The organism is Bradyrhizobium sp. T-12 (genome assembly GCF_058314695.1).
Genome location: NZ_CM177756.1, coordinates 5581052 through 5606329, shown reverse-complemented (window position 1 = coordinate 5606329; position 25278 = coordinate 5581052). Strand labels below are relative to the sequence as shown.

At 59.3% G+C, this 25278-nt stretch carries 23 protein-coding genes and 1 pseudogene; 17 read left to right on the top strand and 7 right to left on the bottom strand.

The features are described from left to right. Positions 1-4 precede the first annotated feature (4 nt). From AC0WRY_RS26750 to AC0WRY_RS26735, 4 genes are all read left to right on the top strand, one after another. On the top strand, positions 5-412 hold the full coding sequence (locus AC0WRY_RS26750; protein WP_028141946.1) for a hypothetical protein: 408 nt from the start codon (positions 5-7) through the stop codon (positions 410-412). Positions 413-512: 100 nt separating this feature from the next. Then, positions 513-722: a hypothetical protein gene (locus AC0WRY_RS26745; RefSeq protein ID WP_028141947.1), complete on the top strand. Its 210-nt coding sequence runs from the start codon at positions 513-515 to the stop codon at positions 720-722. Between the two features lie 5 nt (positions 723-727). After that, positions 728-850: a hypothetical protein gene (locus AC0WRY_RS26740; RefSeq protein ID WP_256379450.1), complete on the top strand. Its 123-nt coding sequence runs from the start codon at positions 728-730 to the stop codon at positions 848-850. A gap of 4 nt (positions 851-854) precedes the next feature. Then, on the top strand, positions 855-1883 hold the full coding sequence (locus AC0WRY_RS26735; protein WP_028141948.1) for a glycosyltransferase family 4 protein: 1029 nt from the start codon (positions 855-857) through the stop codon (positions 1881-1883). A gap of 81 nt (positions 1884-1964) precedes the next feature. Here AC0WRY_RS26735 and AC0WRY_RS26730 read toward each other — a convergent pair whose 3' ends face one another. Beyond that, positions 1965-2192 carry a hypothetical protein gene (locus AC0WRY_RS26730; protein ID WP_028141949.1) on the bottom strand — a complete coding sequence of 76 codons (228 nt, stop codon included), beginning with the start codon at positions 2190-2192 and terminating at the stop codon, positions 1965-1967. Between AC0WRY_RS26730 and AC0WRY_RS26725 the strand changes: the two genes are divergently transcribed. From AC0WRY_RS26725 to AC0WRY_RS26710, 4 genes and pseudogenes are all read left to right on the top strand, one after another. Further along, positions 2191-2535 (top strand): hypothetical protein, encoded by a 345-nt coding sequence (locus tag AC0WRY_RS26725; protein WP_158228804.1) that lies wholly within the window; start codon positions 2191-2193, stop codon positions 2533-2535. The genes AC0WRY_RS26730 and AC0WRY_RS26725 overlap by 2 nt on opposite strands. A gap of 302 nt (positions 2536-2837) precedes the next feature. Beyond that, positions 2838-3935, top strand: coding sequence for a DUF1236 domain-containing protein (locus tag AC0WRY_RS26720; protein WP_194403770.1), 1098 nt, complete (start codon positions 2838-2840; stop codon positions 3933-3935). Positions 3936-3959: 24 nt separating this feature from the next. Next, positions 3960-4275, top strand: a pseudogene (locus AC0WRY_RS26715) (hypothetical protein). Positions 4276-4335: 60 nt separating this feature from the next. Further along, entirely contained in the window at positions 4336-4497 is a 162-nt protein-coding gene (locus AC0WRY_RS26710; protein WP_193374107.1) for a hypothetical protein, read from the top strand. Positions 4498-4721: 224 nt separating this feature from the next. On the opposite strand, the gene AC0WRY_RS26705 is transcribed toward AC0WRY_RS26710, so the two are convergent. After that, positions 4722-5087 (bottom strand): response regulator, encoded by a 366-nt coding sequence (locus tag AC0WRY_RS26705; protein WP_035703238.1) that lies wholly within the window; start codon positions 5085-5087, stop codon positions 4722-4724. Between the two features lie 229 nt (positions 5088-5316). On the opposite strand from AC0WRY_RS26705, the gene AC0WRY_RS26700 reads away from it, so the two are divergent. From AC0WRY_RS26700 to AC0WRY_RS26685, 4 genes are all read left to right on the top strand, one after another. Next, a complete protein-coding gene (locus tag AC0WRY_RS26700; RefSeq protein WP_081492397.1) occupies positions 5317-6192 on the top strand; it encodes a sensor histidine kinase in 876 nt (291 codons plus the stop codon). Between the two features lie 1183 nt (positions 6193-7375). Then, positions 7376-8110 carry an outer membrane protein gene (locus tag AC0WRY_RS26695; RefSeq protein ID WP_035703233.1) on the top strand — a complete coding sequence of 245 codons (735 nt, stop codon included), beginning with the start codon at positions 7376-7378 and terminating at the stop codon, positions 8108-8110. Between the two features lie 250 nt (positions 8111-8360). Next, a complete protein-coding gene (locus AC0WRY_RS26690; protein ID WP_194402635.1) occupies positions 8361-9470 on the top strand; it encodes an IS630 family transposase in 1110 nt (369 codons plus the stop codon). Between the two features lie 336 nt (positions 9471-9806). Further along, on the top strand, positions 9807-11666 hold the full coding sequence (locus AC0WRY_RS26685; protein WP_035709162.1) for a PAS domain-containing sensor histidine kinase: 1860 nt from the start codon (positions 9807-9809) through the stop codon (positions 11664-11666). Between the two features lie 373 nt (positions 11667-12039). Here the strand turns inward: AC0WRY_RS26685 and AC0WRY_RS26680 are convergent, their stop codons facing one another. The 3 genes from AC0WRY_RS26680 to AC0WRY_RS26670 form a co-directional block, all read right to left on the bottom strand. After that, entirely contained in the window at positions 12040-13392 is a 1353-nt protein-coding gene (locus tag AC0WRY_RS26680; protein WP_194403708.1) for a transposase, read from the bottom strand. A gap of 135 nt (positions 13393-13527) precedes the next feature. Further along, the gene (locus AC0WRY_RS26675; protein WP_194403769.1) at positions 13528-13665 is read right to left on the bottom strand and encodes a hypothetical protein; all 138 of its coding nucleotides are present in this window, start codon (positions 13663-13665) and stop codon (positions 13528-13530) included. A gap of 13 nt (positions 13666-13678) precedes the next feature. Next, on the bottom strand, positions 13679-14440 hold the full coding sequence (locus AC0WRY_RS26670; protein WP_194403768.1) for an IS5 family transposase: 762 nt from the start codon (positions 14438-14440) through the stop codon (positions 13679-13681). A gap of 709 nt (positions 14441-15149) precedes the next feature. On the opposite strand from AC0WRY_RS26670, the gene AC0WRY_RS26665 reads away from it, so the two are divergent. The 3 genes from AC0WRY_RS26665 (at position 15150) to AC0WRY_RS26655 (ending at position 18937) form a co-directional block, all read left to right on the top strand. Beyond that, positions 15150-15395 carry a DUF6894 family protein gene (locus tag AC0WRY_RS26665; protein ID WP_128963644.1) on the top strand — a complete coding sequence of 82 codons (246 nt, stop codon included), beginning with the start codon at positions 15150-15152 and terminating at the stop codon, positions 15393-15395. A 274-nt stretch (positions 15396-15669) separates the two neighbouring features. Beyond that, a complete protein-coding gene (locus AC0WRY_RS26660; protein ID WP_128963645.1) occupies positions 15670-15849 on the top strand; it encodes a hypothetical protein in 180 nt (59 codons plus the stop codon). A 2875-nt stretch (positions 15850-18724) separates the two neighbouring features. Then, positions 18725-18937, top strand: coding sequence for a hypothetical protein (locus AC0WRY_RS26655; protein WP_194403767.1), 213 nt, complete (start codon positions 18725-18727; stop codon positions 18935-18937). A 1323-nt stretch (positions 18938-20260) separates the two neighbouring features. Here the strand turns inward: AC0WRY_RS26655 and AC0WRY_RS26650 are convergent. Further along, positions 20261-21073, bottom strand: coding sequence for an aminoglycoside phosphotransferase family protein (locus AC0WRY_RS26650; RefSeq protein ID WP_194403766.1), 813 nt, complete (start codon positions 21071-21073; stop codon positions 20261-20263). A 352-nt stretch (positions 21074-21425) separates the two neighbouring features. Between AC0WRY_RS26650 and AC0WRY_RS26645 the strand changes: the two genes are divergently transcribed. Continuing rightward, positions 21426-22934, top strand: coding sequence for a tetratricopeptide repeat protein (locus tag AC0WRY_RS26645; RefSeq protein WP_194403765.1), 1509 nt, complete (start codon positions 21426-21428; stop codon positions 22932-22934). Between the two features lie 244 nt (positions 22935-23178). Here the strand turns inward: AC0WRY_RS26645 and AC0WRY_RS26640 are convergent, their stop codons facing one another. After that, positions 23179-23349 (bottom strand): DUF1127 domain-containing protein, encoded by a 171-nt coding sequence (locus tag AC0WRY_RS26640; RefSeq protein ID WP_246776518.1) that lies wholly within the window; start codon positions 23347-23349, stop codon positions 23179-23181. A gap of 232 nt (positions 23350-23581) precedes the next feature. On the opposite strand from AC0WRY_RS26640, the gene AC0WRY_RS26635 reads away from it, so the two are divergent. Then, positions 23582-25156 carry a winged helix-turn-helix domain-containing tetratricopeptide repeat protein gene (locus AC0WRY_RS26635; RefSeq protein ID WP_491121664.1) on the top strand — a complete coding sequence of 525 codons (1575 nt, stop codon included), beginning with the start codon at positions 23582-23584 and terminating at the stop codon, positions 25154-25156. Positions 25157-25278: the final 122 nt, after the last annotated feature.

Here is a 25278-nt window from a genome sequence, read left to right as displayed (position 1 = left end):
TGGGGTGAACTTCCAGGTCACCGTGCTCAAGATCCTGGTGAGCTATCCCGACGGGTTCGCCGTCATGGTCGATCTCAAGCGCGACATGGCGATCCTGGCGACGAGCGGGCGCGACTGGGCCGAGCGGACCAAGCGCCTTGCCGCTCGCGTGCCGGAGCTCGACATCTTCTCGCAAGGATTGGTCGAGCGTCTGAATGGCGGATGGCGGATCACGGAGAAGGGCCGTGCCGTGCTGGGGTTCATGGAAGCCAAGCCTGCCGAGACAACGACGGAGAGCGCTGCGCCCGCCGTGGAGCCGCCGGCTTCAAGTCCAGCGGCGTCCACACCTCTCGCCGCCAGGCGCTCCGGCCGAAGCCAGCGCCTGCAGCGCCGTCGTGCGGCACGCGAGCGGGCCCGCGCAAAAGCTTGCTGAACGCCCGCTTGTGCGTTGAGGCACGCGCTCGGGAAAAACTGGAAACTTTGCCGACTGTGTCGAGTTGCCAGCGATCGGATCGGTCGCCGGGAGCGCAGAAATGGTTGACGATGTCGTCTTGAAGAACGCCTCGGAGACCCCCTGGAACGTGTACCGCGCTCGGCGCCCCGACGTCGGCGCTCGCGACAGCCGACGCTGTTTGCTGGAGCGCCATCTGCACAGGAGATGGGAAGAGCGCCAGGGTGATACCGGAGAGCTCGCCAGCTTCGGGATCGCTTACCTGCACCGGCTTCCCAGAGACGAATGTTGACGTGCATGAAAATGCTATTGGCACGCGCAGCCATCGGAAGCACAAGGCCCGGTTGGACGCTGCTCGCGATTTCGTTTCTGATCTCCGCGATCATCGTGATCGGCTTGCGCATCGTGTTCGGAGCCTAGCTCGATGCGGATCGCCCAGCTTGCCCCGTTGGCCGAGAGCGTCCCTCCGAAGCTGTACGGAGGCACCGAGCGGGTGATCGCCTGGCTGGTAGACGAGCTCGTCGATCGCGGGCACGACGTGACGCTGTTTGCGAGCGGCGACTCGAGCACGAAAGCCAAGCTCCATGCCGTGTGGCCGCGCGCGCTACGCCTGGGGCGGAAAGGCGTCGATCCGAACGCCGCCTGCGCGCTCTTGATCGAGGCCATCGGCGAGCGCGCGCGCGATTTCGACGTGATTCATTCTCATGTGGATTGGTTGCCTCTGCCGGTCCTGGGCCGCACTGGAGTGCCGTTTCTGACGACCATGCACGGGCGGCTCGACCTTCCGGGGCTGCCCGATGTGATCGGCACTTTCCCGAAGGCTCCTTTTGTCTCGATCTCGGACAACCAGCGGCGTCCGCTCCCGGACGCGAATTGGATCGCGACGATTCCGCACGGGCTGCCCAAGGATCTGTTTCGTCCCTCCTACGAAGCCGGATCGTACCTGGCCTTCCTCGGGCGGCTGACGGCGGAGAAGGGGCCTGAAGCAGCGATACGCATCGCGCGGGCGGTTCAGATGCCGCTCCGGATCGCCGCCAAGATACCCCGGGCCGAAACGGCCTACTTCAAGAAGAAGCTCGAACCCGAGATCGATGGAGAGACGGTCCAGCTCATCGGCGAGGTGGACGAACTGCGGAAGCAGCCGTTCCTCGCCGGCGCCTCCGCCTTGCTGTTTCCGATCGATTGGCCCGAGCCCTTCGGCCTGGTGATGATCGAGGCGATGGCATGCGGGACGCCGGTGATCGCCTATCGCTCCGGATCGGTGCCGGAGGTCGTGGAGGACGGCGTCACCGGATTCATCGTGGACGGCGAGCAGGAGGCGATCGAAGCAGTCGAGAAGGTCATCCGCTTGGACCGACGAAGGGTCCGCGCCCGCTTCGAGGAGCGCTTCGTCGCGAGCCGAATGGCGAAGGAATACGAAGAACGATATCGCGAGCTGGTCGCTGGCAGGTAGCGCCTCCGAAGGAATCGTTCGGCCGAAACAAAACGGCCCGCCCGGCGTACCGGACGAGCCGCTCGTTAAATCGGCCTGCGATCAGTGCTCGGTGCAAACCTTGGTGGTCTTTACGGCGGACTCGGCCTCCGTCTTGGTCTTGTAGACGCCGTTGCCCACCACTGTCGTGGTGGTGGTCGTCGGCTTGGTGTCGACGACGGTGCATTTCTTGGTCGTCGCATCGCGGACGATGTAGAACTCGGCGGCACTGGCGGCCTGGGTGCCGAGAGCGAAAGCGGCGAGCGCGCCGCACACGACCAGCTTCTTCATGGAGTTCTCCTCAAGCAGTTGTAAAGTGGCTATTGCTAACGAGGCGGACGCGGCAGAAGTTCCACTTTTTCCCGGTCTGGAAGCCATGATGGAACCGCTTTCAGGTGGTCTGCTTGCCCCCCTTGATGACCTGAAATCGCGGTCCGGCCAGCCTGTTTGGCGGCACGACAACCGGCTCGAAATCCGTGTCCTGTCCTTGCGCGCCCTTGCAATTTGGGCAGACGAAGAGGTGCGCGATCATCGTCGTGGGATTGTCCCGGACGAGTTCGGACCGAAACCATTTCATTGTTACACGGCAATTTGGACAGCTAGGATTGCCGACGTCCCCCAAGGAATGCCTTAGTCGTTTCATCGGCCGCCCCGCCGCTCGGCATTTGGTAAGTCGTAGCACCTCGGACGTGGCGCGAATGTATCAAAAGACACAGCGGGCCACGGTGCCATGGAGATCGTGTGGGAGCGGCGTTCGCACGACGGGCGGGCGGGCGACGCCGTCTTGGTGAACGCGTGCTTGCCCTTCCGCGAAGCAGCATCTCTAGCCGCCGGGCAAATCGCAAGCTCGATCTCGCTGCGGATTGCCAGATTTTCCCGGCTGGAACTGAAGGCGGCGCCGAGGGTTGATCGGCGTCCACATTTGGGAGGTTTCAGATGAACAAGCGTTTATTCTTGGCCACGACCGCTGCGGTTGCCATCGCGACTTCGGCATTCGCGCAATCGTCTCCGAGCACGTCGAGCTCCACTCCGTCCGCAACGCAGCAAAAGGACTCCACCTCGACGCCGTCCTCTTCGACGTCGACGCCCTCGAATTCGTCGGGCTCGGCTCAGACCACTCCCTCCAGCAACTCGGCTCAGAGCCTGTCGCCGTCATCGACCAACCAGACCTCTGGTAGCCCGCCGTCCAATTCCGGGTCAGGCACCAACACCACCCAGGCGCCCGCCTCGGGCAACTCGACGAACCAGGCCCAGACCAATCAGCCGACGAACCAGTCCACGACGCCGTCCAACCAGGCGCAGACCAACTCGCCGTCTGGCACGACGCAGAGCGCCAATCCGCCGGCTTCCGGCACCAACCAGGCGCAGTCGCCCTCGGGTAGCGGCTCGACCAATACCGCGCAGCAGCCGAACAATCAGCAGAACACGGCGGATCGTTCGTCGAACACCAACGTGAATGCGTCGGTGAACATCAACGACCAGCAGCGGACCCGGATCAGCGCGTCGATTTCGCACCTGAACGTGCAGCCCCTCACCAACGTGAACTTCTCCTTGTCGGTGGGCACCGTCGTCCCGCGCGACATCCGGCTGCAGCCGCTGCCGGCCGAGGTCGTCGAGATCGTGCCGCAGTATCGGGGCTACAACTTCGTCCTGGTGAAGGACGAGATCGTGATCATCGAACCATCGACCTACAAGATCGTGACCGTCCTGCCGTACTCGGGCCGTTCGACCGCGTCGGCGCCGGCGCGCACCGAGCAGCGCAAGGTGACGTTCAGCGACCGTGAACGCGAGGTCGTCCGCAAGCACGCCAAGGCGCGACCGGTCGAGCGCGAGAAGCGGGTGACCACCGGCAGCTCGGTCCGGACCGAGATCCGGACCGGCGAGCGCGTGCCGGAGGGCGTGGAGATCGAGGCCTTCCCGGAGGAGGTCTATCGGGATGCTCCGACCCTTCGCGAGTACCGGTACATCAACCGGGACAGGCGCACCTACATCGTCGAACCTCACGAGCGTCGCATCATCGAAGAGATCGATTGATCTCGCAACCGAAGGAGAAGAACCATGAAAACCATCGTGTTGGGAGCGCTCACGGCGACCCTGATGGCAGCGTCGGCGAATGCCGCCCCGCTCGCCCCTGCGGCCATCGCATCGGCCGAGCTCGGTGCCAGAGCAGGTCAGGCTCGTTTGTAACGAGTACGGTCGCTGCTACCGGACCCGCGGCCCACGCTACGTCCAGCGCTACTACGGCGGGGACGACGGGTACGTGGTCCGCCGGAGCTACGGCTACTATGGCGGCCCCGGCTACTACGACCGCGGCTACGGCTACTATGGCGGTGGGCCGAGCATCGGTTTCAGCTTCGGTACCCGGAGCTGGTGAACTACGAAAGGGCCGCTCTCGAGCGGCCCTTTCTCCGTCGGTTCCTGTGGGGATGATGAGATGTCGGCTGTTGCGAAGCTCCTGGCCCAGAAAGAGCAGTTGCTCGCGCGCCTTGAGACCGATCCGGGTCCGAACGAACGGGCCGAGATCCAGGCGTTGCTTTCAAAGATCGAGACGGCGCTGAAGCTGCTCGGCAACACCGCTGCCGCGGTCGACGAGTAGTGGTCGGCGAGCGATTTCGCTGAAGCTCTCCCGAACAGATAGCCTGCCGGTATGAAGGCCCCAGCTCTAGGGGGCTATGAGCTGGGGCCAGTACCGGGTTCGCCCCTAGGGCAGGGGCGTTGGGAAAACTTGGCAGCCAAGCCTTCGTTCCTGCGTGAAGGAAGTTTGGATCTTCGCGCATCCACACCCGCTGAAGTTCCGGACGTGCGGCCGCCGGTTGATCGCTAGGTCGGGGGTGCTCGCCTCGTCTCGCCGAGCTCCTGGACCACCCGCACGATCTCGTCCGGGTGGAAGGGCTTTCTCACGATACGGCTGCCTTGGACCGGGCGAGGCGGGACCGGCGAGAAGCCGGTCGCGTAGACGACCGGCAAATTCGGGTACTGCTCCCGATAGCGCTCCGCGATCTGCCACCCGTCGACCTGCCCGGGTAGCCTCACGTCGGTGATCAGAACATCCGCGACGCGGCGGTCGCACCAAGCGAGCGCTTCCTCTCCCGTGCTCGCATGGATCACGTGATAGCCGGCCTCGCGCAGGGCATCGACGACGAATTCGCGGATCAGAGGATCGTCTTCGACGAGAAGTACGCTCACTGGGGGCTCTTGTGGATTTAGTGTCTCACATTCGAACGGCGCAACGTTGCGGTCGTTCCCGGCTCTGATGCAGCTTGCGAGAGCGCTGGGCCCGTGGCCTGGAGCAGACGCGCCGTAGTGAGGAACGGGCATGCGTGGCTGCGGTTCTCTGTCCATGAACAGGCTCTTCCCTCTCGTCCTGGAGCATGGGCTTCCGACAGTAGCCAGGTACGCCATTTCGGCGTGCATCATGCTGGGCTGCGCCGTCCTGCAGATGGCACTGCAGATGCAGACGGGTTCGCCGGGATATTTCCTGCTGCTTCCCGGTGTGTTTCTCTCGGGCCTCGTCTTCGACCGCGGCTCTGGAATTTTCGCAGCCATCATCGCGGTCGCCATCGGGGCCTACGTCGGCTATGCCAGCAACAACGGCATGGACTACTTGGCGACTAACGCTCTCTTCGCCATCACCGCAGCCGGAACGGCCGCCGTCGCCGAATTCCAACGCTCCGAGCTGGGGCGGGTGGTTTTGGCCGACAAGACGAAGGCCCTGCTGCTGCAGGAGATGGCTCACCGGACGAAGAACAACCTCGCAATCCTTGGCGGTATGATTAGGCTGGAGGCGAGACACGGCGGTTCGGAAGTCGCGGCCGCGCTGGAGGCCACCGCGCGTCGCCTGCAGGTGATGGCGGAGGCCTACGACCATCTCTCGCCAAAGCGGGATTCGAACTCCGTGAACATGCGCTTTTTTTTGAACAACGTCGTGGAAAAGGTCTTCCAGTCTTTGGCGCCTCCCGGGCCGATTGCATTTCAGGTGGTCTGCGAGGACATCGACCTGGCCAGCAGCCATGCGCTCGCGATCGGCATGATCACGAACGAGCTTGTCACGAACTCGCTGAAGTACGCTTTTCCCGCCGACAGGCCCGGCCACATTGCGGTCTCGTTCGCAAGTGGAAGCGGCATCGAGCTGTCGGTTTCCGATAACGGAGTCGGTCTGCCCGAGGGGGCAGAGCCCGGCGGATTGGGGTCGCGCATCGTCCAGTTGCTCGCCCAGCAGCTGGAAGGTGAAACTTCCTATGAACGGCTTGATCCTGGCCTCAACGTCCGGGTGCGGGCGAACCCGCGATAGCAGCGCGTTCGGCGAGCGGTCGCTGTCGTGGTGGGCTCTTTGAAGAAGGCAACGAACACATCGGTCGGCTTTGCCGGCAGAAGTTCGCCGTAGCAGCCCGGCATGCACACCGGCACCGCCGCCGCCGCGTCGGATCGAGACGCCGAAATGGGAGTGACGACATCGTCTTGCCACGGTCGTGTTCGTTCATGGCTGTTTCTGGCATCAACACAAGGATGCTCGAAATCCACACAGCCGGCGACCTGCAAGAATTTCTGGGCCGCAAAACTCTCGCGCGACACGTCCCCGGGACGCCGATAGCAGAAAAAAACTTCGCAAGATCGGGCGGCGAGTTCTGGTCATCTGGGAATGCGAGATCCGTACCCGAGATCTGCTCGCCGCCAAACTGAAGCGCTTCTTGGATAAGTCAACCCTGACTCTCATCCGGTGAATCGCACCTCCTGAAGGCCACAGGGATAAAGGCGGTCCTGCGATCGAGCGCAACTCGCATATCGCGGCACACCACGCATGCAAGGCTTTTCGAAAGTTTGCGGATGGGCTGCTGCCTGGAAGGCTTTTTCCGTGCGAGCAGGGAAAGCGACCAGTGGACCCAGTGGAGGCAGATGATACAGGGCCGGCGGCCAAGGGGACCGACTGGACGGCCGAGCAGGTCACCATCGCAGTCGCTAAACTATTTCCTGATGCTCGGACGCGAACGAGCCACCGACAAGATTGGCCGAGCACTACCGGCGGCTGGAGCGGGAGGTGGGACGGTCGGAGAAGTCGATCGAATGGAAGCAACGTGTCGGCTGTTCTGGAGTGGCTCGGGATCGCCTGGATTCCGGGCCTGTTGCCCACAATTCGCAGGACTCCCTGTCGCAGTCCGTCGAGGTCCGGTTGGGTCTACATCCGAAAATTGTAACGGACCCCGTGCCGTTGAAGCCGCGCTTCACGTCGTCAGTGACTGGCCAGAAGCAAAAGAGTCTGCCGGCCTTGAAGACGTTCGCCACCCTATAAGAAATGCTAAGCCTTGTGGAACTTAAGTGTCTAATTGATATGAGCTATTTGGAATTATCGCGGCAGAGTGTTGCAAGCCGGCTACAGCAACGAGCGAGGGAAAGGTTAAGGTGTGCTCGGCAGTGGGGGTACGCGTGTCGTGCTTTCAACTCTTTTTCGGGGAGACACTTTAGTGAGAAGACTTCTGATGACAACGGCCGGGGCATTGGCGCTCGGTCTATCGCCTCCGGCCAGCGCGGCAGATCTGGCTGCGCGTCCCTACACGAAGGCACCTCCAATGGTCGCCGCGATCTACGACTGGAGCGGCTTCTACATCGGCGCCAACGGCGGTTGGGGCTCAAGTCGCAACAGCTGGGATTCGGTTGCCCCGTTCCTGGTGGGCCCCGAAGGTTCGCACGACGCAACGGGCGGCGTTGCGGGTGGTCAGATCGGCTATCGCTGGCAGACTGGAACATGGGTGTTCGGCCTCGAAGCGCAGGGCGACTGGGCTGACCTGCGAGGCAGCAACTTGAGCACGCTCTTCGGACCGGGCTTCCGTAACGAATCGCGGATCAATGCGTTCGGTCTGTTCACGGGTCAGCTCGGCTGGGCCACCAACAACGTCCTGTTCTACGTCAAGGGCGGTGCTGCTGTGACCGACAATCGAAACCGGATCTACTCGACTGCGACTGGCGCCTTGCTTGCCAGCACCGGCGATGACACCCGTTGGGGCGGTACCGTCGGCGTAGGCTTTGAATACGGCTTTGCCCCCGGCTGGTCGGCTGGTGTCGAATACGATCATCTGTTCATGCAGGATCGCACCCTTACCTTCACAACCCCCGCGGGCGTTGCATTCGGTGCGGATCGCATTCGTCAGGATGTCGACCTCGTCACGGTTCGCGTGAATTACAAGTTCGGCGGGCCCTCTGCCGGACGGTACTGACCGCAGCTTTCTCATATCCAGTAAACTGGCCTGGCCGCATTTGCGGTCGGGCCTTTTTCTTCATCATTTTGTTTTCGCTTCTTGATTGTCTTGAACACCAATGAGCGCCCGCCTGAAAGGCGATGAGGTGGAGTCCGCTGTGGGTCAAAAGTGGCCTCCAGTCGGCATGGCCGTGAAGGTCAGCTAGTCATCTGGAACGCAAGTTCGTCACATTAGTTGATAGCTCGAAGCTCTACAGAGGAGAGTGCTCGTGGCGAATGCGGGTGTGCGAGGCCGGCCGATTGCGCCGTTGGTGCTGAGTCAGCAGGAGCGGACGTACCTGGAGAGGCAAGTTCGTCGTCATCGTGTTGCCCGGTCGCTATCTGAGCGATGCCGCGCGATCCTGCGATGCGCGGATGGATTGCCTAGCAAGTCTGTGGCTGCCGAACTCGGCCTCCACGAACACACCGTTGGCAAGTGGCGTCGCCGATTTTTGAAGGACCGCTGTGATGGCCTGCTTGACGAGGCACGCCCTGGCCGCCCTCGAACCATCAACGATGATCAGGTTGCCGCGGTGATCGAGCGGACGTTGCGGACGACGCCAGCCGATGCGACGCACTGGTCGATCCGCTCGATGGCTGCGGAAACCGGCTTTTCCCACACCACGATCCGCCGAATGTGGGCGGCGTTCGGCTTGCAGCCGCACCGTAGCCAGACATTCAAGCTATCGAGCGATCCGCTGTTCGTCGACAAGGTACGCGACATCGTCGGCCTTTACCTGTCCCCACCGAACCGAGCCCTTGTTCTGAGCATCGATGAGAAAAGCCAGATTCAGGCACTCGATCGCGAGCAGCCGGTCTTGCCGATGATGCCCGGCATACCGGAGCGTCGTACGCACAGCTATGTGCGGCATGGTACGACCACGCTGTTTGCCGCGCTCGATGTCGCCTCGGGGTTCGTCATCGGCAAATGCTACAAGCGCCACCGGGCAGTCGAGTTCTTGAAGTTTCTAAAAGAGATCGATGCTCAAGTCCCTGAAGGCCTCGATGTCCATATCGTCATGGACAACTACGCCACCCACAAGACACCCAGGATCAAAGCGTGGCTCGCCCGTCGGCCGCATTATCATGTCCACTTCACGCCGACTTCCGCGTCATGGATCAATCAGGTCGAACGCTGGTTCGCTGAGCTCACCAGAAAGCAGATCCAGCGAGGTGTTCACACCTCCGTCAGGCAGCTCGAGGCCGATATCCGTACCTTCATCGACCTGCACAACAAAAATCCCAAGCCCTTCAAATGGACCAAGTCCGCAGACCAGATTTTGGCTTCCGTCAAACGCTTCTGCCACAAAGCCCAGCAGACTTTATGTGGCGAACTTTAGATTCACGTGACTAGGGGCCAACAGCGGAAATCCAACTTGGGTTGAAATGAAGAGGGCCGCCAACCCGGGGGCGTCTTTAGTCAATGCGCGTCCGGGTGAAGACGCCTATGATCACACCGGTATGGTCCCGAACCGTCACAGTCTCTCGGCTTCGCTCTGCCAACTTCTTGCCCACTTGCAGAGCTTCCCGGGGGCGGTCTAGATCGAGAGAGATCAGCAAATATTTTGGACGGGACAGAGCCGGCCCATCAGTTCGCTCTGTAAGGACATGCCAGGGGGTATCCGTCCGCCGAAATGCTGGATAAGTTGCTCCCGGAGGGCTGAGACGGGCATTCGATGCGTGACGAGATGCTGACATTCCTGAACGGGGGAGGACGGATGGGAGAGCGCATCCGCCTGTTCGACTGGAGGTCAAATTCACTCGGGCCTCCGGATTCGTGGCCGCAATCGCTTCGTTCGGCACTGTCCATTTGCCTGTATTCGAGCTTTCCAACGGCGATCTATTGGGGGCCGGACTTCAGGCTCCTTTATAATGACGCGTGGTCTGTCATCCCGGGCGAGCGCCATCCCTGGGCTCTCGGCCGCCCCGCCAAGGAAGTCTGGTCCGACATCTGGCACGTCGTCGGCCCGCAGTTCGAGAACGTGATGGCCACGGGTGAGGGCTTTTCTACCTATGACGAAATGCTGCCAATGGTGCGTGGCGGCGTCCAGCAGGAGACCTACTGGAACTACAGCATCAGCCCGATCCGCGGCGAAGACGGCGAGGTTGCGGGCATCTTCAATCAAGGCAATGAGACAACTCAAATTGTCCTGGCGCGGCGTAGCTCCCAGCAGGAGATTGCGCGTCTCTCCCTGATGTTTGAACAGGCGCCAGGCGCGACGGCCGTTCTGCGGGGGCCACGCCATGTCTTTGAAATCGCAAACCCCGCTTACTTGCAGTTGGTGGGCCGTAACGACATCCTCGGCAAGTCGGTCGACCAGGCCCTGCCCGAGGTGGCGTCGCAAGGTTTCATCGAGCTACTCGACACCGTCTACAAGAGCGGAGAGCCTTACGCCGGGCGCGCCATTCCGGTCGTCCTGGATCGAAGTGGAATTCGCGAGCAGCGGCATCTCGACTTCGTCTATCAGCCGATAAGCGACGGCGCGGGCGACCGGTACGGCATTTTCGTGCAAGCGACCGATGTGACGGACACGATCCGGGCGGTGGCTGCTCTTCGCGAAAGCGAGGAACGTTACCAGGCCATCGTTAACTCCATCGACCAGATGATCTGGTCGACGCTGCCTGACGGCTATCATGATTATTACAACGACCGCTGGTACGAATATACGGGGATGCCCAAAGGTTCAACCGATGGTGAGGCCTGGAACGGAATGTTTCACCCCGATGACCAGGAGCGAGCCTGGAAATTGTGGCGCCACAGCTTGGCTACGGGCACCCCCTATCATATCGAGTATCGGCTGCGGCACCGCTCGGGTGAATATCGCTGGGTGATCGGACGTGCACAGTGCGTCCGCAACGAGGCGGGCGAAATCATCCGCTGGTACGGCACGTGCACTGACCTGCATGATTTGAAAATGGCCGAGGAGGCCCGGCAGCTGCTGATGCAAGAGCTGAATCATCGGGTGAAGAACCTCTTCCAGCTCTTCGAGGCCATGGTGTACATGACGGGCCGATCGAGCAATACGACGGCTGAAATGAGCTCCGCGCTTAAAGCACGTTTGCAAGCGCTATCGCGGGCACATGACCTCGTCCGGATCGGCGCAGCAGATTCGATGCCGGCGCATTCGGTGTTGCTCATCCATCTTGCTGAACAGATATTGGCACCGCATTTGAGTGACGCGCAACATGGCAAAGTGAGCTTGGCCGGACCGGAAATCCTGCTGGGCGAGAAATCAGCCTCCGCTATGGCGCTCATCCTGCATGAGCTTGCCACGAACGCTACCAAGTATGGCGCACTGGGTCGTGCAGACGGGAAGGTGATGATCGGCTGGGAACTTGCTGGAAAAGATCTGGTTCTGACGTGGAGCGAGCGCAATTCCTCTGCTGCGATTGCCAAGCCGACATCGACCGGTTTCGGCAGCAGGCTCATTAAGTCTGCGGTCGAAGGGCAGCTCGGCGGAAAAGTCGATATTGTTTGGAAGCCTTCTGGCGTACAACTCCGCCTGGAGTTAAGCCAGGCACGGCTGCGCGACTGATCGGAGCACTTCGCTCAACGCAGCATTGATCACAGCGGTTCGCGATTTAGCTCGAAGTTCTATGTACTCCAGTCGCGTCCATAGAGCCCACTTTGTCTGATGTCTGAAAGGGTCAAGGGCCGTCCATGGCAGCCGGATGTCCCTGATGCGGTCATTCTTTGGAAGCGGAAATCGCAGCTCTGTGGGCGGAAGTCAGCCACGGGTCAGAAGCGCCGGTTTGAGCAGCGCCGCGTCACTTCCGGTATGCCCCCGATGCGCTAACAATACCTGAACTAAAACGCACTTCGCCATCGGGCCGATTCCGTTGAAAAAGGCGGGCAGTATTTCCTTGTAATGGCTCGGTCGCGATGTGGCCGAACTGCTCTACCGATCGCTATGCGAGCCTCGGGGTGGACATCGGGATCAGCTTGGCCATCTTTCTTAGGTTCTGGGCGGTGGCCGCCAGGATGAACTCGTCATGCGCACCGTTTGGACCTCGTAAGCGTAGACGGTCGAGTTTGAGGATGCGCTTGAGGTGCGCGAACAGCATCTCGATCTTCTTGCGGAGCCGACGCGAGGTGCGGCCCTCCCATGATCTTGCGATCTGGCGCGCCATGTCGCGAGCGCCCTCGTAGATCGAGCGTGGCACCCTCCGTGATGGCTGCTTGGGGCAGCATCGGGACTTCAATGCGCAGCGATCACAATCGTGCTTGCTGGCAAGGTAAAGCATGGTGGCGCCATCATTCACCAGCGTTCCGGTCGTGGTAAGAACTTTGCCGCCGGGGCAACGATAAACGTCCCCGGCGTGGTCATAGGTGAAGTCGTCGCGCGAGAAGATCCCGTCTGTGCGAGCCGACTTGTCGAAGACTGTAACGTGCGGCTCGATGCCATGCTCATAGACCAGCCAGGCGAGCATCTCGGCCGAGCCATAGCCGCTGTCGCCGAGGAGCCGGCTCGGATAGAGATCAAACCGCTCCAGCGAGCGCTCAATCATGCGCTTGGCAGCCAATACCTCCGCCTGCCGGATTGCCGTCGTCGCCTCAACATCGACGATGATCGCGTTCTCGATGTCGATCAGGTAGTTCGTCGAGTAGGCAAAGAAGGCTTGGCCGCCGTGCGCTCCCGTCCAGCGCGCCGCTGGGTCGGAGGGCGACACGAACTTCGGGGTCACTTCGGTGGCTGCTCCGAACGCGGCATCATCGAGGACAGCCAGATACTCGTCGATCGCTCGGCCGGCAGCCTCCGGTGGAAGTCCCTTGTCGCCTTCGATCCCCTTCTGCCGATTGGCATCGGCCTTGATCAGGCTCGCATCGACGGCGAATCCTTCACCACCGACCAGCCGCTCCTCGATACAGCGACGCAAAACGCTCTCGAACACGCACCGGAAGAGGTCGCTCTGTCGGAAGCGGCCATGCCTGTTCTTGGAGAACGTCGAGTGATCAGGTACTGCGCCATCTAGACCAAGCCGGCAGAACCATCGGTAGGCCAAGTTAAGGTGGACCTCATCGCACAGGCGCCGCTCCGATCGAATGCCGAAGCAGTAACCGATCAGCAGCATCCGGATCATCAGCTCGGGATCGATCGAAGGTCGACCGATACTACTGTAGAAAGGCGCCAGGTCCTGTCTGACCTCTTCAAGGTCGACAAATCTATCGATCGACCGGAGCAAGTGGTCGGCCGGGATATGCCTTTCCAGCGAGAACTCATAGAACAACGCGGCCTGCTCGACTTGCCGATGTCCCATCATGATCTTCAGTCCTGCCAATTAGACTGACTGAATCATTGATCCCTCTGCGTCGCAACCGCCGCCTTTTTCAACAGAATCGGCCACAAGCGAAAGTCAACGTCGGCTGAATGATTGAGGCCGCCAACTGAAGCAGCCTTAGTTCAGCTTGCGCTTTAGTTCTTGGACGAACTTCCGCTGCTCCTCGATGTCCTCTTCGACCATCTGGCGCAGTTCGTCGATGGGAGACGGCTTTTGACTTGCGCGGGGCTTCTTGGGTGGTTTCTTGTCGGTCATCAATCCTCCCAGATTAGGACGCGGACTCATTAAGGCGCAGCCATAGCCTTATTGATGCGAGTTGAACGAATGCGAGGTAGTTGGCGGCGAGCCTATCGTAGCGCGTCGCCACCCGACGACATTGTTTGATCCTGTTGAAGAACCGCTCGACCTGGTTGCGAGCACGATAGAGGTGGGGGCTGAAGCAGATCGGATCGCTACGATTGCTCTTCGGCGGGATGTTGGCCCACGCGCCCTTCTTCATAGCCATCTCCCTGATCCAGTCCGCATCATAGCCACGGTCGGCAAGCAGCATCGAGCCTGCTTTCAGACAAGACAGCAGTTTTCCGGCGAGTCGAACGTCATGGGCCTCACCCGGGCTCAGCGCCAGCCGTACCGGCAAGCCATTGCCATCGACCACCGCATGGATTTTGCTCGTCAAGCCGCCGCGTGACCTTCCCATCGACTGGCGCTGGTTTCTTGTGATGCAGGCTCCATGCTGATGCACGCGGACAATGGAGGTGTCGATCATCTGGACAGCGGCATCATGGGCAGTGGCGAGCGCTTCTATGATGCGGCCCCAAACACCGGCCCGCCGCCACCTAACGAACCGGTTGTAGCAAGTGGTGTATGGGCCAAACGCCGTCGGCAGATCACGCCAAGGTGCTCCTGATCGGAGGACCCAGAAGATGCCATTCAGGACCCGTCTGTCGTTCACCCGACGAACGCCACGCGGCTTGTTCGGTAGCATCGGCTTGATGGCGGTCCATTCATGGTCCGTGAGTTCGTAGCGCATGATTCGACCTCCAGTTCAGGAGTTTGAATCACGGTAGTCGGGCCAAACGCAACGATCCTGGCTTGCTCCTGGTATGGCGCTTACGGACAGAGCGGACATCAACAGCCCTCAATCTCTGCCAGATGCGTCGAAAATGGACCCATAGCAGACACCGACGCGCCAACTGACTTCGGCATTGTTCGGCCCGCGTTCTCTGTGCGTCAGGTGCAAATTGCTCCAACTGAGCAATCAGCGCCTCTTGAGTAACTTGAGAATTTTTCCGGGTTTCATGTGCAATATTGTTTTGCACGTATCAAAAGATACTGAACCAGTGCCCGCTTCGGGTCATTATCTTCGATCGTAGGACTTCTGTTATGAGAACGCCGGTTGCTTTCTCGCTAATAAGCGTTGGATTTTGCCTATGCCGAAGCGTCGCCGCGTTAAACAGATCTTCTCTCTCGAAGAACGCCTATCTGTCGAGGCCAAGCGCCTGCGGGAAGAAGCCAAGCTGCTCCCCTCAGGTGCTCTCAGGGACACCTTGCTGAGAAGAGCGCGTCAAGCAGAGACGGGCTCGCACTTGAGCGAATGGCTCCGGTCGCCCGGACTGAGGCCCCCGGAGTAGGAACAACGGCAAAGCTGTGCTAGTTAACAACCATCATCGGCACGCGACCCGCAGGCGTCGATGGCTGAGAGATGTTTGCGCTCCCGCCTCGAAATCGGAGCGCGCCGAATGCCGCTATATTTTTTCGATCTGCTTAGCGCCGAAGGGTTAGCTCCCGACGAAGAGGGAACGGAGCTTTCCTCTCTAGATGAGATTCAAAACGAGGCGGCTTACGCTCTTGCCGATATGCTGAGAGACGAGGTGCGGGCGACCAACGGCAACCCGCGTGCTCGCGATCTGATGATCGTCGTTCGCGACAAAAATGGTCCGGTCTTGGAGGCGAAGTACTCTTTTCAGATCGCGCGCGTCCAGTAGGCATGCGTACCTCTTTCTCCGTCAGTGACAGAGCTGCCGATGGCAGCTTCTGGCCGCAGCAGACCTTCACGGCAATCTTGCTCAGAACCCCATTTTATCGCCCGTCTTGCCAATGCAAATCCTTAAGAGAGTAGACCTGTCCAAGTCCCAAACCAGGAGCTTTGCAACCAACCATTGACGCAGCTATTGTGTCCCCATCACCGGCTTCGGCTCTGCCCGTAGGCGTCGGTGGCTGAGAGATCATTGTGCTCCCGCCTGCGAGCCAGGGAGCGCCATGATGACCGAGCAGTATGGCCGGGAACTTCAAGATCTGTTTGATGCCGCCGATCGAGCGATTGCTCATAGTAGGGAAATCATCCGGCAGCGCCGAGAGATGTTGGCAGCTTGCGAAAACGACCGCCGCCAACAAGAGGATCGCTTCGCTTTTCGCCGGGAATTGTGGAAACCTCGTTGAATATTTGCGTTAGTTGGTGACCTGATGGCTTTGGCCCTATGCCTCAAGCGCCCCGACCAACCGCCCAAATGCAGATTTATCGACCCAGCGAGTTCGATCGCGAACTCATCGAGCGCGCGCGAGAGGTCGTACAGTTTGCAAAAAAGGTTCTGGCGGAGTCCGATCCGACTGTCCTGCTCAAAGGGTACCGTCCACTACTCCCTCAGAAGGTCAGCGAGACTGCCACATTTACGGAGGAGTAGCGGTCTTCAAAACCGAGAAAGGTTTAGGCATGGGAAAACTCCGGGTCTCTCGGCGGCTCGCTTACCACCTTGGCCAAGAGGCCCGACGCGGCGGTATACGTATCGACGAAAATCCTTTCCCACCTTACTCTGGAGGCCACAACCTCTGGCGGCTGGGTTGGGAAGAGGAGGATCATAAGCTCTCGTGAGAGGCGGTGGAACGTTAAGCCTCCTGGCCCATTGGAAGCCGGCTTCACGTTTCAGACTGAATGGTGCAGCAGTAAAGCCGCCTATTTGGCGAGATTTACATACATGCGGGAGCGCAAATGCCATCCATTGAACAATGCAGAGCGTATGCCGCTGATTTTAAAATCCGAGGAGCCGATTCGAAAAATTCAGCAAGGCGCTCTGCGGTTCTTTTGAGCATTTCACGAAGCTGGACAGCATTGGGGCACCAGCTCGAAAGCCTTGCAGAAATTGTGAAATCGGAAGGAAAGTGAAGTTCGCGCCCCGTTGGTTGGGCTGCTTGTCCCGCCATGAGAGCTTAGCAACCAGCCAAGATCGGCCCGGTTAGATCATCTGCATCATGGCCGAGGTTGCCGAGGCGTCGGTGACTGAGAGAGACGAGCGCTTCCTTTACGCTCCCCAACATGGCCAAAGGCACCGTGACTTACGCAAGCTGATATGGGTCGAGTGATGCCCCCTCAGTTGGCGGTCTCCCAACGGCGACTTCCGCTTGGGGCTTATCGCGACATATTGCGCTGCCGCCCGAAGTCGGTCGCTGTAAGGGCAAAGGAGACATTGTTTTAGTTACATCATGGCGCCGGGTTTATGGGTACACGGCCTAGTGAGCCGCTAGGACCGGTGGGCTTGTAACGATGTGTGGGAAGCTTTAGTGGCGGCGCGCTCCAGACGCACGAGCCACTAGCTCAAGAACTTGCGCGGCCAACGCGCTTGAGGCGAAAGACAGTCGCCCGGCGCGCATATAGGTCGATTTGAGCGCGCGTGCCAACCGAGCAGAACCTTCAATCTGGGCGCGCGGCTCAGCCGTTGATGACAATTTCTCGCCGGGGTGTAGCCTGTGCTGGGCGGAGCTTGATTCGTCATGCTGGACGCTATTCTCATGCTGCTTGGAATTGGAGCCGTTGCCCTTCTGCTTATTGCGTTTTGGGCACTGCATAGGCCCGTGTGAGCGGGCCTCTCGTGCTTGAAGAGTCTAATGTTGGATCTAGCCGGTTCACGACTGACGATTGTCTCACTAGTATCAAAATATAACGAGAGGGAGCCAGCCTGAAGCTCGGCGGCCCGCCAATATCAATTGGGAGGCTTGTCTTCACGGTTGAGCATCGCCAAACGCCGTACGAGCTCTTCCTTCTTGGCCACGAGTCTCGCGGCGAGAATGTCATTGACGACCATATGGAGTCGCCAAAGCTCTTCGAGAGACATCCTCTCAAACGGCTGCCGTTCCATGACCCCCCCGACTCACGAATTGCCCATAGCTTGAGCTTTCGAGGGGCAGATGGCAACTCGGGGCTGGTTGCGCGGAGAGTTACCTACACCTACGGCGCCGATCTAGTTTCTGGGAATCTGAACGCCTCGATCTTGACCGCGAGCGGCGCAACTGAGCTTGCGCTAATCGGTTTCGCAGGACACCTAATTCAGCCATTTGACATTTGATGAATGCGGTACGTTGGCGCAGAGCAAAAGCGGCATCGAAAGTTCGATCGGAAATACTCATCACGACCCCAACACTACTGTACTATAAAATATCTCGACAATCATAGTATTACGACAGGGGATGGACACAATTGCAAGGCGATTTCTTGAGCAATGCGCCCGACGCCGTTGCTCGAGAAAGGACCATTGATGCTTGGATCGTCGCCGGGCAGCCGGCCGAATGGAAAAGTCGGCGCGCGCCCAAACCAGCCCGTTGACGTTGCCAGCCACTGGTGCGGCCACCGCCGCTGAACGAAACCATTTTACGCCATCGGCGAAGCCGTCCGGAAACAGGCAAGGGCTTAGGTTGACGCATCAGACGCGGGGATGCCACCATGCTAGTCCTGATGAACCTGATTTGGCGACAACTTGCCTATACAATGCTGATCGGCATGCGATCCAAACTCATACGGCACTGAAACTAGAAATTAGAAGCGGCCGTGGGTCAGGAGGCCATCATGCCCAAACAGGTCGTGATAGCTCTCTGCTCTTTGGCAGTTGCGTGCCGGGCGCTTGGTAGCGTTGGTTGCGCAAAATGGCACGAAGGCCCACGTGTCTCAGAAACGTAACCTATTCGTGCTCAGCTTGATGTAGCGGGCTAGTCACACCGGCCATCGACGCTGAATTTTCGAAGCTTCTGACCGTAGTTTTCCAGCAAACCATGGGCGGCGGCCCTTGATGCATGGTGGGGCCGATTGTGAAATGATCATATTGCGAGCCAGAAATGCCGCGATAGGATCATTCCACCGGGGTTGGCTGTATATTCGCTTAGATCTTTTCATCCGGTGTCTCTCGGCCATGCTCGGAACGGAGCGTGAGCATCGCTGCGGCCTTCGCGCAGACCGGTTGCTTTTAATCACCAACAAGTCTTGTGTCCCTCGCCGCAAGTTCTACGTACCGACAATTTGCGGAATCCAATTTGCCGTTGGAGGACGTTTATGCCCAAAGAGAATTGCCTGATTGTTCGTGCGGGTGGGAAACGACTGGACCTGTTACGAGGCGAAGCTGCCCGCATCGCCAAGGGAGCTAACGCTGGCTGGTGGACCGACCGAGCGGAGATCGGCATCAGGTTCTGCTTTGAAGATTCTAAGTCAAAAGAGTTATTCGCACTCACCTGCGACAGCCTCGGCATCACCTGTCAGGACGGCTAATCCATTGAAAAAACCGCGGGCTTGGGAGCCAGACCGGACAGACCTGAGCCGATGCACCATGAAGGCTCGCCAGGGGTGAACGAGAGGCCGCGAATTGAGGCGGTGGCTATGTCAGCGACGATCTGGAGAGGTACGACTTTGTCCATGGCGCTGCGACCTGAGCGACCGATTGTTAGGCCGACATTTATTAGGGCCGATGTGTGAACGAGCCGCTAGCCTTACCGAACGCGCCTATGTGACTATCCTGCTCAATGCTTCAGTTCGCACGTGGTCACGAGCAGCATGGTCCGGCTGCATTGCCAATCGGATCCCAACATTGGTTCGTGGAGTCCACGAGGAGTACCGAGGGCGATAGTAGTACCAGCAACCACCAGAACAGCGATGGTCAGCGCGAGCGTTCGATGGTTTGCCAAGTTCCACTTCATTGAGCTTCCCTCCAGTGGAAGTGACCATGCTACGCGCAGAGATACCTCCCGCTTGTGAACTACTTCACACGGCGTTTCTCAGCAGTCATCACAGTCGCGTGCAGCAAGCCCGCCGCGAGAGGGCTCGCACAGCTCAGCAGTCCGCCCCTTACGCACCTTGCCGTAGGGACACCCGTTTGGCTAGGGAAGGGGGCCCACCTGCTGCGACGAAAACAACGGTTTCGACGCCGTTTCAAGCAAAGCCAGCCTTTGGAAGATCGACTCGCCAACGCGGCGGAACGACTGCGCGAGCAAGCAAAGTTGCTTCCGCCCGGTGCGCTTCGCGAAGTGCTGCGAAAGGCCCGTCAAGCCGAAACAAGCTCGCACATGAGCGAGTGGTTACGGTCTCCGGGCCTTCGCGCACCGACGTGAAAGACTATCGCGCCTTCCTCCTCGGTCAGGGCGGACATGTTTTTGGAGCCGAAGGCTTCGAAGCCTCCAACGACGACGACGCTTTGCGAAAAGCACAGTTTCTAGTCGACGGCTGCGATGTTGAAGTTTGGCAGCTTGCGAGAAAGTCGGCGCGATCAGGGCCGCGGCAAACTTGTCAGCGTCCGATGAAGTCCGAAAGACGTTTCATCGCTCACCTCATCGCTCATCGAGCAAGCGCAGCAAGTTGCTGAGGAATACGCCAACGATCAGCGCGGCATTATCAAGAAGCTGCGCAAGCCTCAGAATTAATATGCACAAGCCATGTCCGGAGTTGGCCCAGAGGCGAAGATCGTGGTCGCGCTCGGCGGGTCAGCACTTGAGGCCAGACCGGACGTGCCGACATCACGTCCAGATCGAGGCGATTGACCCAAAGGAAACACTGCTCCGCTTCGAGGGCGTGTTGGCACGCGCGCGCGACTAGAACGGTTCAGTCTTTCGAGCGCAGCCCCGTTTCGATGCGTTGAATCAGCCGCTGCCGCAAGGAAGGCACCACGTCGCCGAGGACGACGAAGGTGCGGACGATGGGCAAATACGGCTCCATGGCCGCCGTAAGCTCCGCGAACGACATGCCGGCCAGCCGCGCGTATTCGGATTGCGCCGCCGCATTGGTCGCGCGCGGACGCTCCGGATTGTCAGCTATTTCCGGGGCGAGTTCGGAAAGGATGACATGCAAGAAACCAAGATCGAGGGCGGCCGGCCCGCGCATCGCGAAGGTCCAGTCGACGAGCTTTGGGCCTTCCGCCGTCATGATCACGTTGCCGGAGCTAAGGTCGCAATGGCAAAGCCCGTTACCGATCGGCAGGTGATCAATCAGGGCGAGGATATCCGCGGCGATGCGCTTCGGGACCTTGCCGTCGTCGTGCTGCAACTCGGTTTCCATATAGTCGCGCATGGAAGGAATCTCCGGCGGCGCGGATGTCTTATGAAGAGACATGGCCAGAGCCGCGACGATTGCGCCTGCCTGTCCGTACGTGACCGTGCCGGTCCGCGAGAGATGCAACAGGGTTGGTCCGTCAAGACGCTCCAGCACGATGCCGAAGCGCCCGTCCAGCGTCAACTCGCCGAACACCTCCGGCACCGGAAGACCGGCAGCGAAGACAGCGCCGATCATGCGCATTTCATGCCGACCGAACTCACGAGCGACGCCGGCCTTGAAAAGCTTGACCACTTGACCGGGCGCCCAAGTATAGGCTTCGGAGAAGGCACCTTCACCAATCTTTTCCCCCAGGGGTCCCTGCATGCCCGTTCTCCGCCGTGCAGAGGAAACACCAGCGGCGAGCAAAAAGAAACCCCTTCCATCGCGGCGTCGCTTCGTCCTACGCTAAATGGTCCTAGTCCGGTTGTGACCCATCAGCGAAGTAGCAGCGCGCCTCGTTGAGGTCCGCTCAGTGAAGCATGGCGGACCAGATGTGCTAGGTTGAGTTCTTCGCATTTTGACCCCTGACCGGACATTATTGGGACCACGTAGACCGGCGATCCCCGAGCCGGCAAATAAGAAGCTGCGGATGAGTCAGGAGCCTTGACCAACCTTAAGCTGTGCAATTCTGCTAGTGTTGGAAGTCCAGGCGGGCGGTCCGAGAGCGGAGGCAGCGGTGACAAACTGGGAGGTGTCGAACGGCCCACTTGGCGAACCGCCATCCGAGAACGCGCAGCCGGACAAACCGGCATCCGATGAGAGGGAACGGGAGAAGCCGCCATCTGATCGCAACTTAAAGATTCGCTTGCGGGCACGATTGCAGGTGATCGGGGGCGCGCTCGCCTCGATTGCTGCCGTGGGCGCGATCGCGGGTGGCCTCGTTGGCTACTGGACCGTTTGGAAGACACTCCGCACAGACGTGTTTCCGGAAAGCCAAAAAACACAGAAACAGGCTACCATCCGGCCCGATGTTGCTCCTCGTTTGTCCCTTGTTGTCCTGCCATTTGCAAATCTCAGCAACGATGCGGAGCAGGACTATTTCGCCGACGGCATTACGACCGATCTGACAACAGACCTCGCGCAAATGCCTGAGACGTTCGTCATCGGTCGCGGGACGGCTTTCACCTATAAGAAAAAGCAGGTCGATCTAAAGACGCTGGGCAAGGACCTTGGTGTCCGATGGGCGGTACAGGGAGCGGTGCAGCGGGCCGGAGATCGGGTCCGTATGAACGTATCACTTTCCGACCTGTCGACTGGTCGCGACGTCTGGTCGGACCGCTTTGACGGCGATCGGTCAAATCTTCCGTCCTTGCAGGAACAGGTCACGGCTAGGCTCGCCCGTTCCCTCAACGTCGAACTCATCCAAGCCGAAAGCCGGCGCAGCCAAATGGACAGACCAACCAACCCAAACGCTGTGGATTTCAGCATGCGCGGCTGGGCGAAGCGCTATGGCCCACGGACCAAGTTGACGAATGCAGAGGCAAACGACTTGTTCGACAGCGCACTGCGCCTCGATCCGAGCAACATAGATGCAATGATCGGCAAGGCATCGTGCCTAGCGGATGGTGTGATCTACGGATGGTCAACATCCGTGGCGGAGGACAAAAGGACGGCGCTCAAGCTAATTGATCAAGTTCTCGCACAACGTCCAGCGACCGCAAACGCGCACGCAGCCAAGGGAAACATATTGAACTATGGAAATCCTGAGGAAGCCTTGCCTGAATATGACGCAGCTTTGGAAATCGATCCTAATTCGCCTGTCGCGTATGCATCCAAGGGGATCGTACTTGTTACGGCGGGACGCGCGGCCGAAGCGTTTTCTCCAATTCAGATCGCTTTGCGCCTAAGCCCCAAAGATCCGGCTGCTGGGACTTGGCATTTTTTCCTCTGTCACGCTCATGTCCATCTAAGCCAATACAGGGAAGGGATTGAGGAATGTAGGCGCTCCATAAATTTGAACAAATCGGACTGGTTTCCGTATCCAGATCTGATTGCCGCCTATGAAGCCACTGGCCAATCGGAAATGGCCCAGCAAGTAATCGTGGAACTAAACGCAATCCGACCGGACTTCACGATCCAGTGGTTCAAGCAAATCGGCTATGCACGTTCGAGCAATCCGCAGTTTCGTCGTGAGTACGACGGCATCATCGAAGGACTCAGAAAAGCCGGCGTTCGCGAGCAATGACGCGACGGAAACCTCATGGCTTGGTTTACAGACAGACGAGAGCAAATGAATAAGGTCTGCTTCTGGCCTGTTGCTGTCGAACCACGCAGCCGCGAGCACTAACGTTGTCAGGGGACGACCGGACCTGGCCGAGCCGAGGCCAAACTGTCGCGATTGACCCATACCGGAAGTCGGTGTCTGGGCCGCGACGCGGCTCGCGTCGGCCTTTTTCCGAGGGACTGTCCATCGCTGCCGTCGGTCGACATCATTCGGCCGATGGTATACCTCGCGGGTTCGTAGTTCGGTTTGAGGTCACGTAATCGATCTCGGAATACGTAATGCCCATATCCATCAGCTCCCGATCACTCAGGTTGCAAAGATCGCGCCGCAGCCGCTCCCATTTTCGCCATTCCTTAAAGGCGGTCCAACAATTCATGAACGCACCCACGTTGCCTCGCTGCGCTACGGTCGTCTGGACCAAGCCCGTTGTCTGGTAAATCGTGCTCATTTGCAGCATCCTCGGGTGCCTTGTTTCCACCCAGATAAACTGCCAAGATTTGGCCCAACACGCTTGACGTGCTGCTTACATTTTCCTTATGGGCAGCTTATTCTTTACCTGCGAATTGTTGCCGCCTTTAACCGGCGACCGCCTAGAGGGATTTCGCATCTTGCGCTATCTCTTCGAAGATCTTGAACTAGATTCCGGCCGCCGCGAGCTATACCGCGACACAAACGTCGTTGCCCTGGCGCCACAGACCTTTGACCTGCTCGACTATCTCATTCGCAACCGCGAGCGCGTAGTTGGCAAGGACGAGCTCATCACCGCCATTTGGAAGGGACGGTTCGTGTCCGATGCCGCGCTGACGACCCGGCTAAATGCAGCTCGATCCGCGATTGGCGATTCCGGAGAGCGCCAGCGTCTGATCAAGACGCTGCCGAGGAAGGGCTATCGCTTTATCGGTACGGTGCAGGAAGCCGACAGAGCCCCCACGGTGGCAGTAAACGAATTCCAAAGGGAGACCGCCAAACCTGCCCTCACACTTCCCGACAAGCCGTCGCTCGCCGTTCTCCCATTCACCAACCTGAGCTCGGATCCAGAACAGGAGTATTTCGCCGATGGCATGGTCGAGGACATCATCACCGGCCTTTCACGGTCCAAATCGCTGTTCGTCATCGCGCGACAATCTACTTTTAGCTATAAGAGCAAGCCTATCGACATTAGGCAGGTCGGGCGCGAGCTAGGCGTTCGGTACGTGCTCGAAGGCAGCGTGCGCAGATCCGGCGACCGGGTTCGCATTTCCGGAAATTTGATCGAGGCCACGACGGGTGCCCACCTCTGGGCGGACCGCTTCGACAGCCAACTCAGTGATATCTTCGATCTGCAGGACCAAGTGACGGGTAGCGTGATTGGCGCACTCGTTCCTCAATTGGAGCGGGCCGAGATAGAGCGCGCAAAACGCAAGCCAACCGAAAATCTTCAGGCCTACGATTACTATCTTCGTGCACTCTCAAGCTTCTATCAATTCACTCGCGAACAAAACATTGAAGCCCTCAGACTGACTCGGCTTGCCGTCGAGATCGATCCCGGGTTGGCCGCAGCATACGCGCTGGGCGCTTATTGCTGCCTGCAACGAAAGGTCTTCGGCTGGACGGTCGATGCGGATCAGGAACGCGATGAGACCCGACGGCTGGCGAGGCGCGCAATTGAGCTCGATAAGGAAGATCCAACTGTCCTTGTGAGGGCCGGGCAGGCTATTGCCAGCGTACTGTATGAGCTCGACGAGGGCACGACCCTTGTTTTCCAGGCGCATGAGCTCAATTCAAATTTGGCTGTTGCACGATATAGTATCGGCTGGGAACACATACGGCGCGGCAATGTTGAGGAGGGGCTCAAACAGTTCCATGCCGGCGTGCGTTTAAGCCCTATGGATCCGTTTCTTTTTCTGATGCGGACCGGAATAGCGTTTGCTCATTTTTTGACAGATCGATACGAAGACGGTTCATCATGGGCCAAGTTGGCTGTGCTGCACCGGCCCAACTATCTCAACGCACAGTTTATTCTAGCGGCTTGCCACGCAATGTCTGGCAGGGTCGAGGAAGCCCGAGTGATCGGTGCACGCCTACTAGAAGCGAGGCCGGCTCTGCGCCTCTCTACGCTCGTTCCCAAGCTCGCTAGATTTTACCAGCCGAAACCTCTCGAAAAAATAACGATAGCTTGCCGCATCATGGGTCTCCCCCCCTAATTGCATGCGGCTGTTCGGGAAGTGCTGATCTCATTGCAATTCCTCTGAATTGCAAAGCCACGAGTTCACTGACTCAAGCACGGTCATTCAGAACGCCGCGACCCGGACTCCCTGCATGGAAT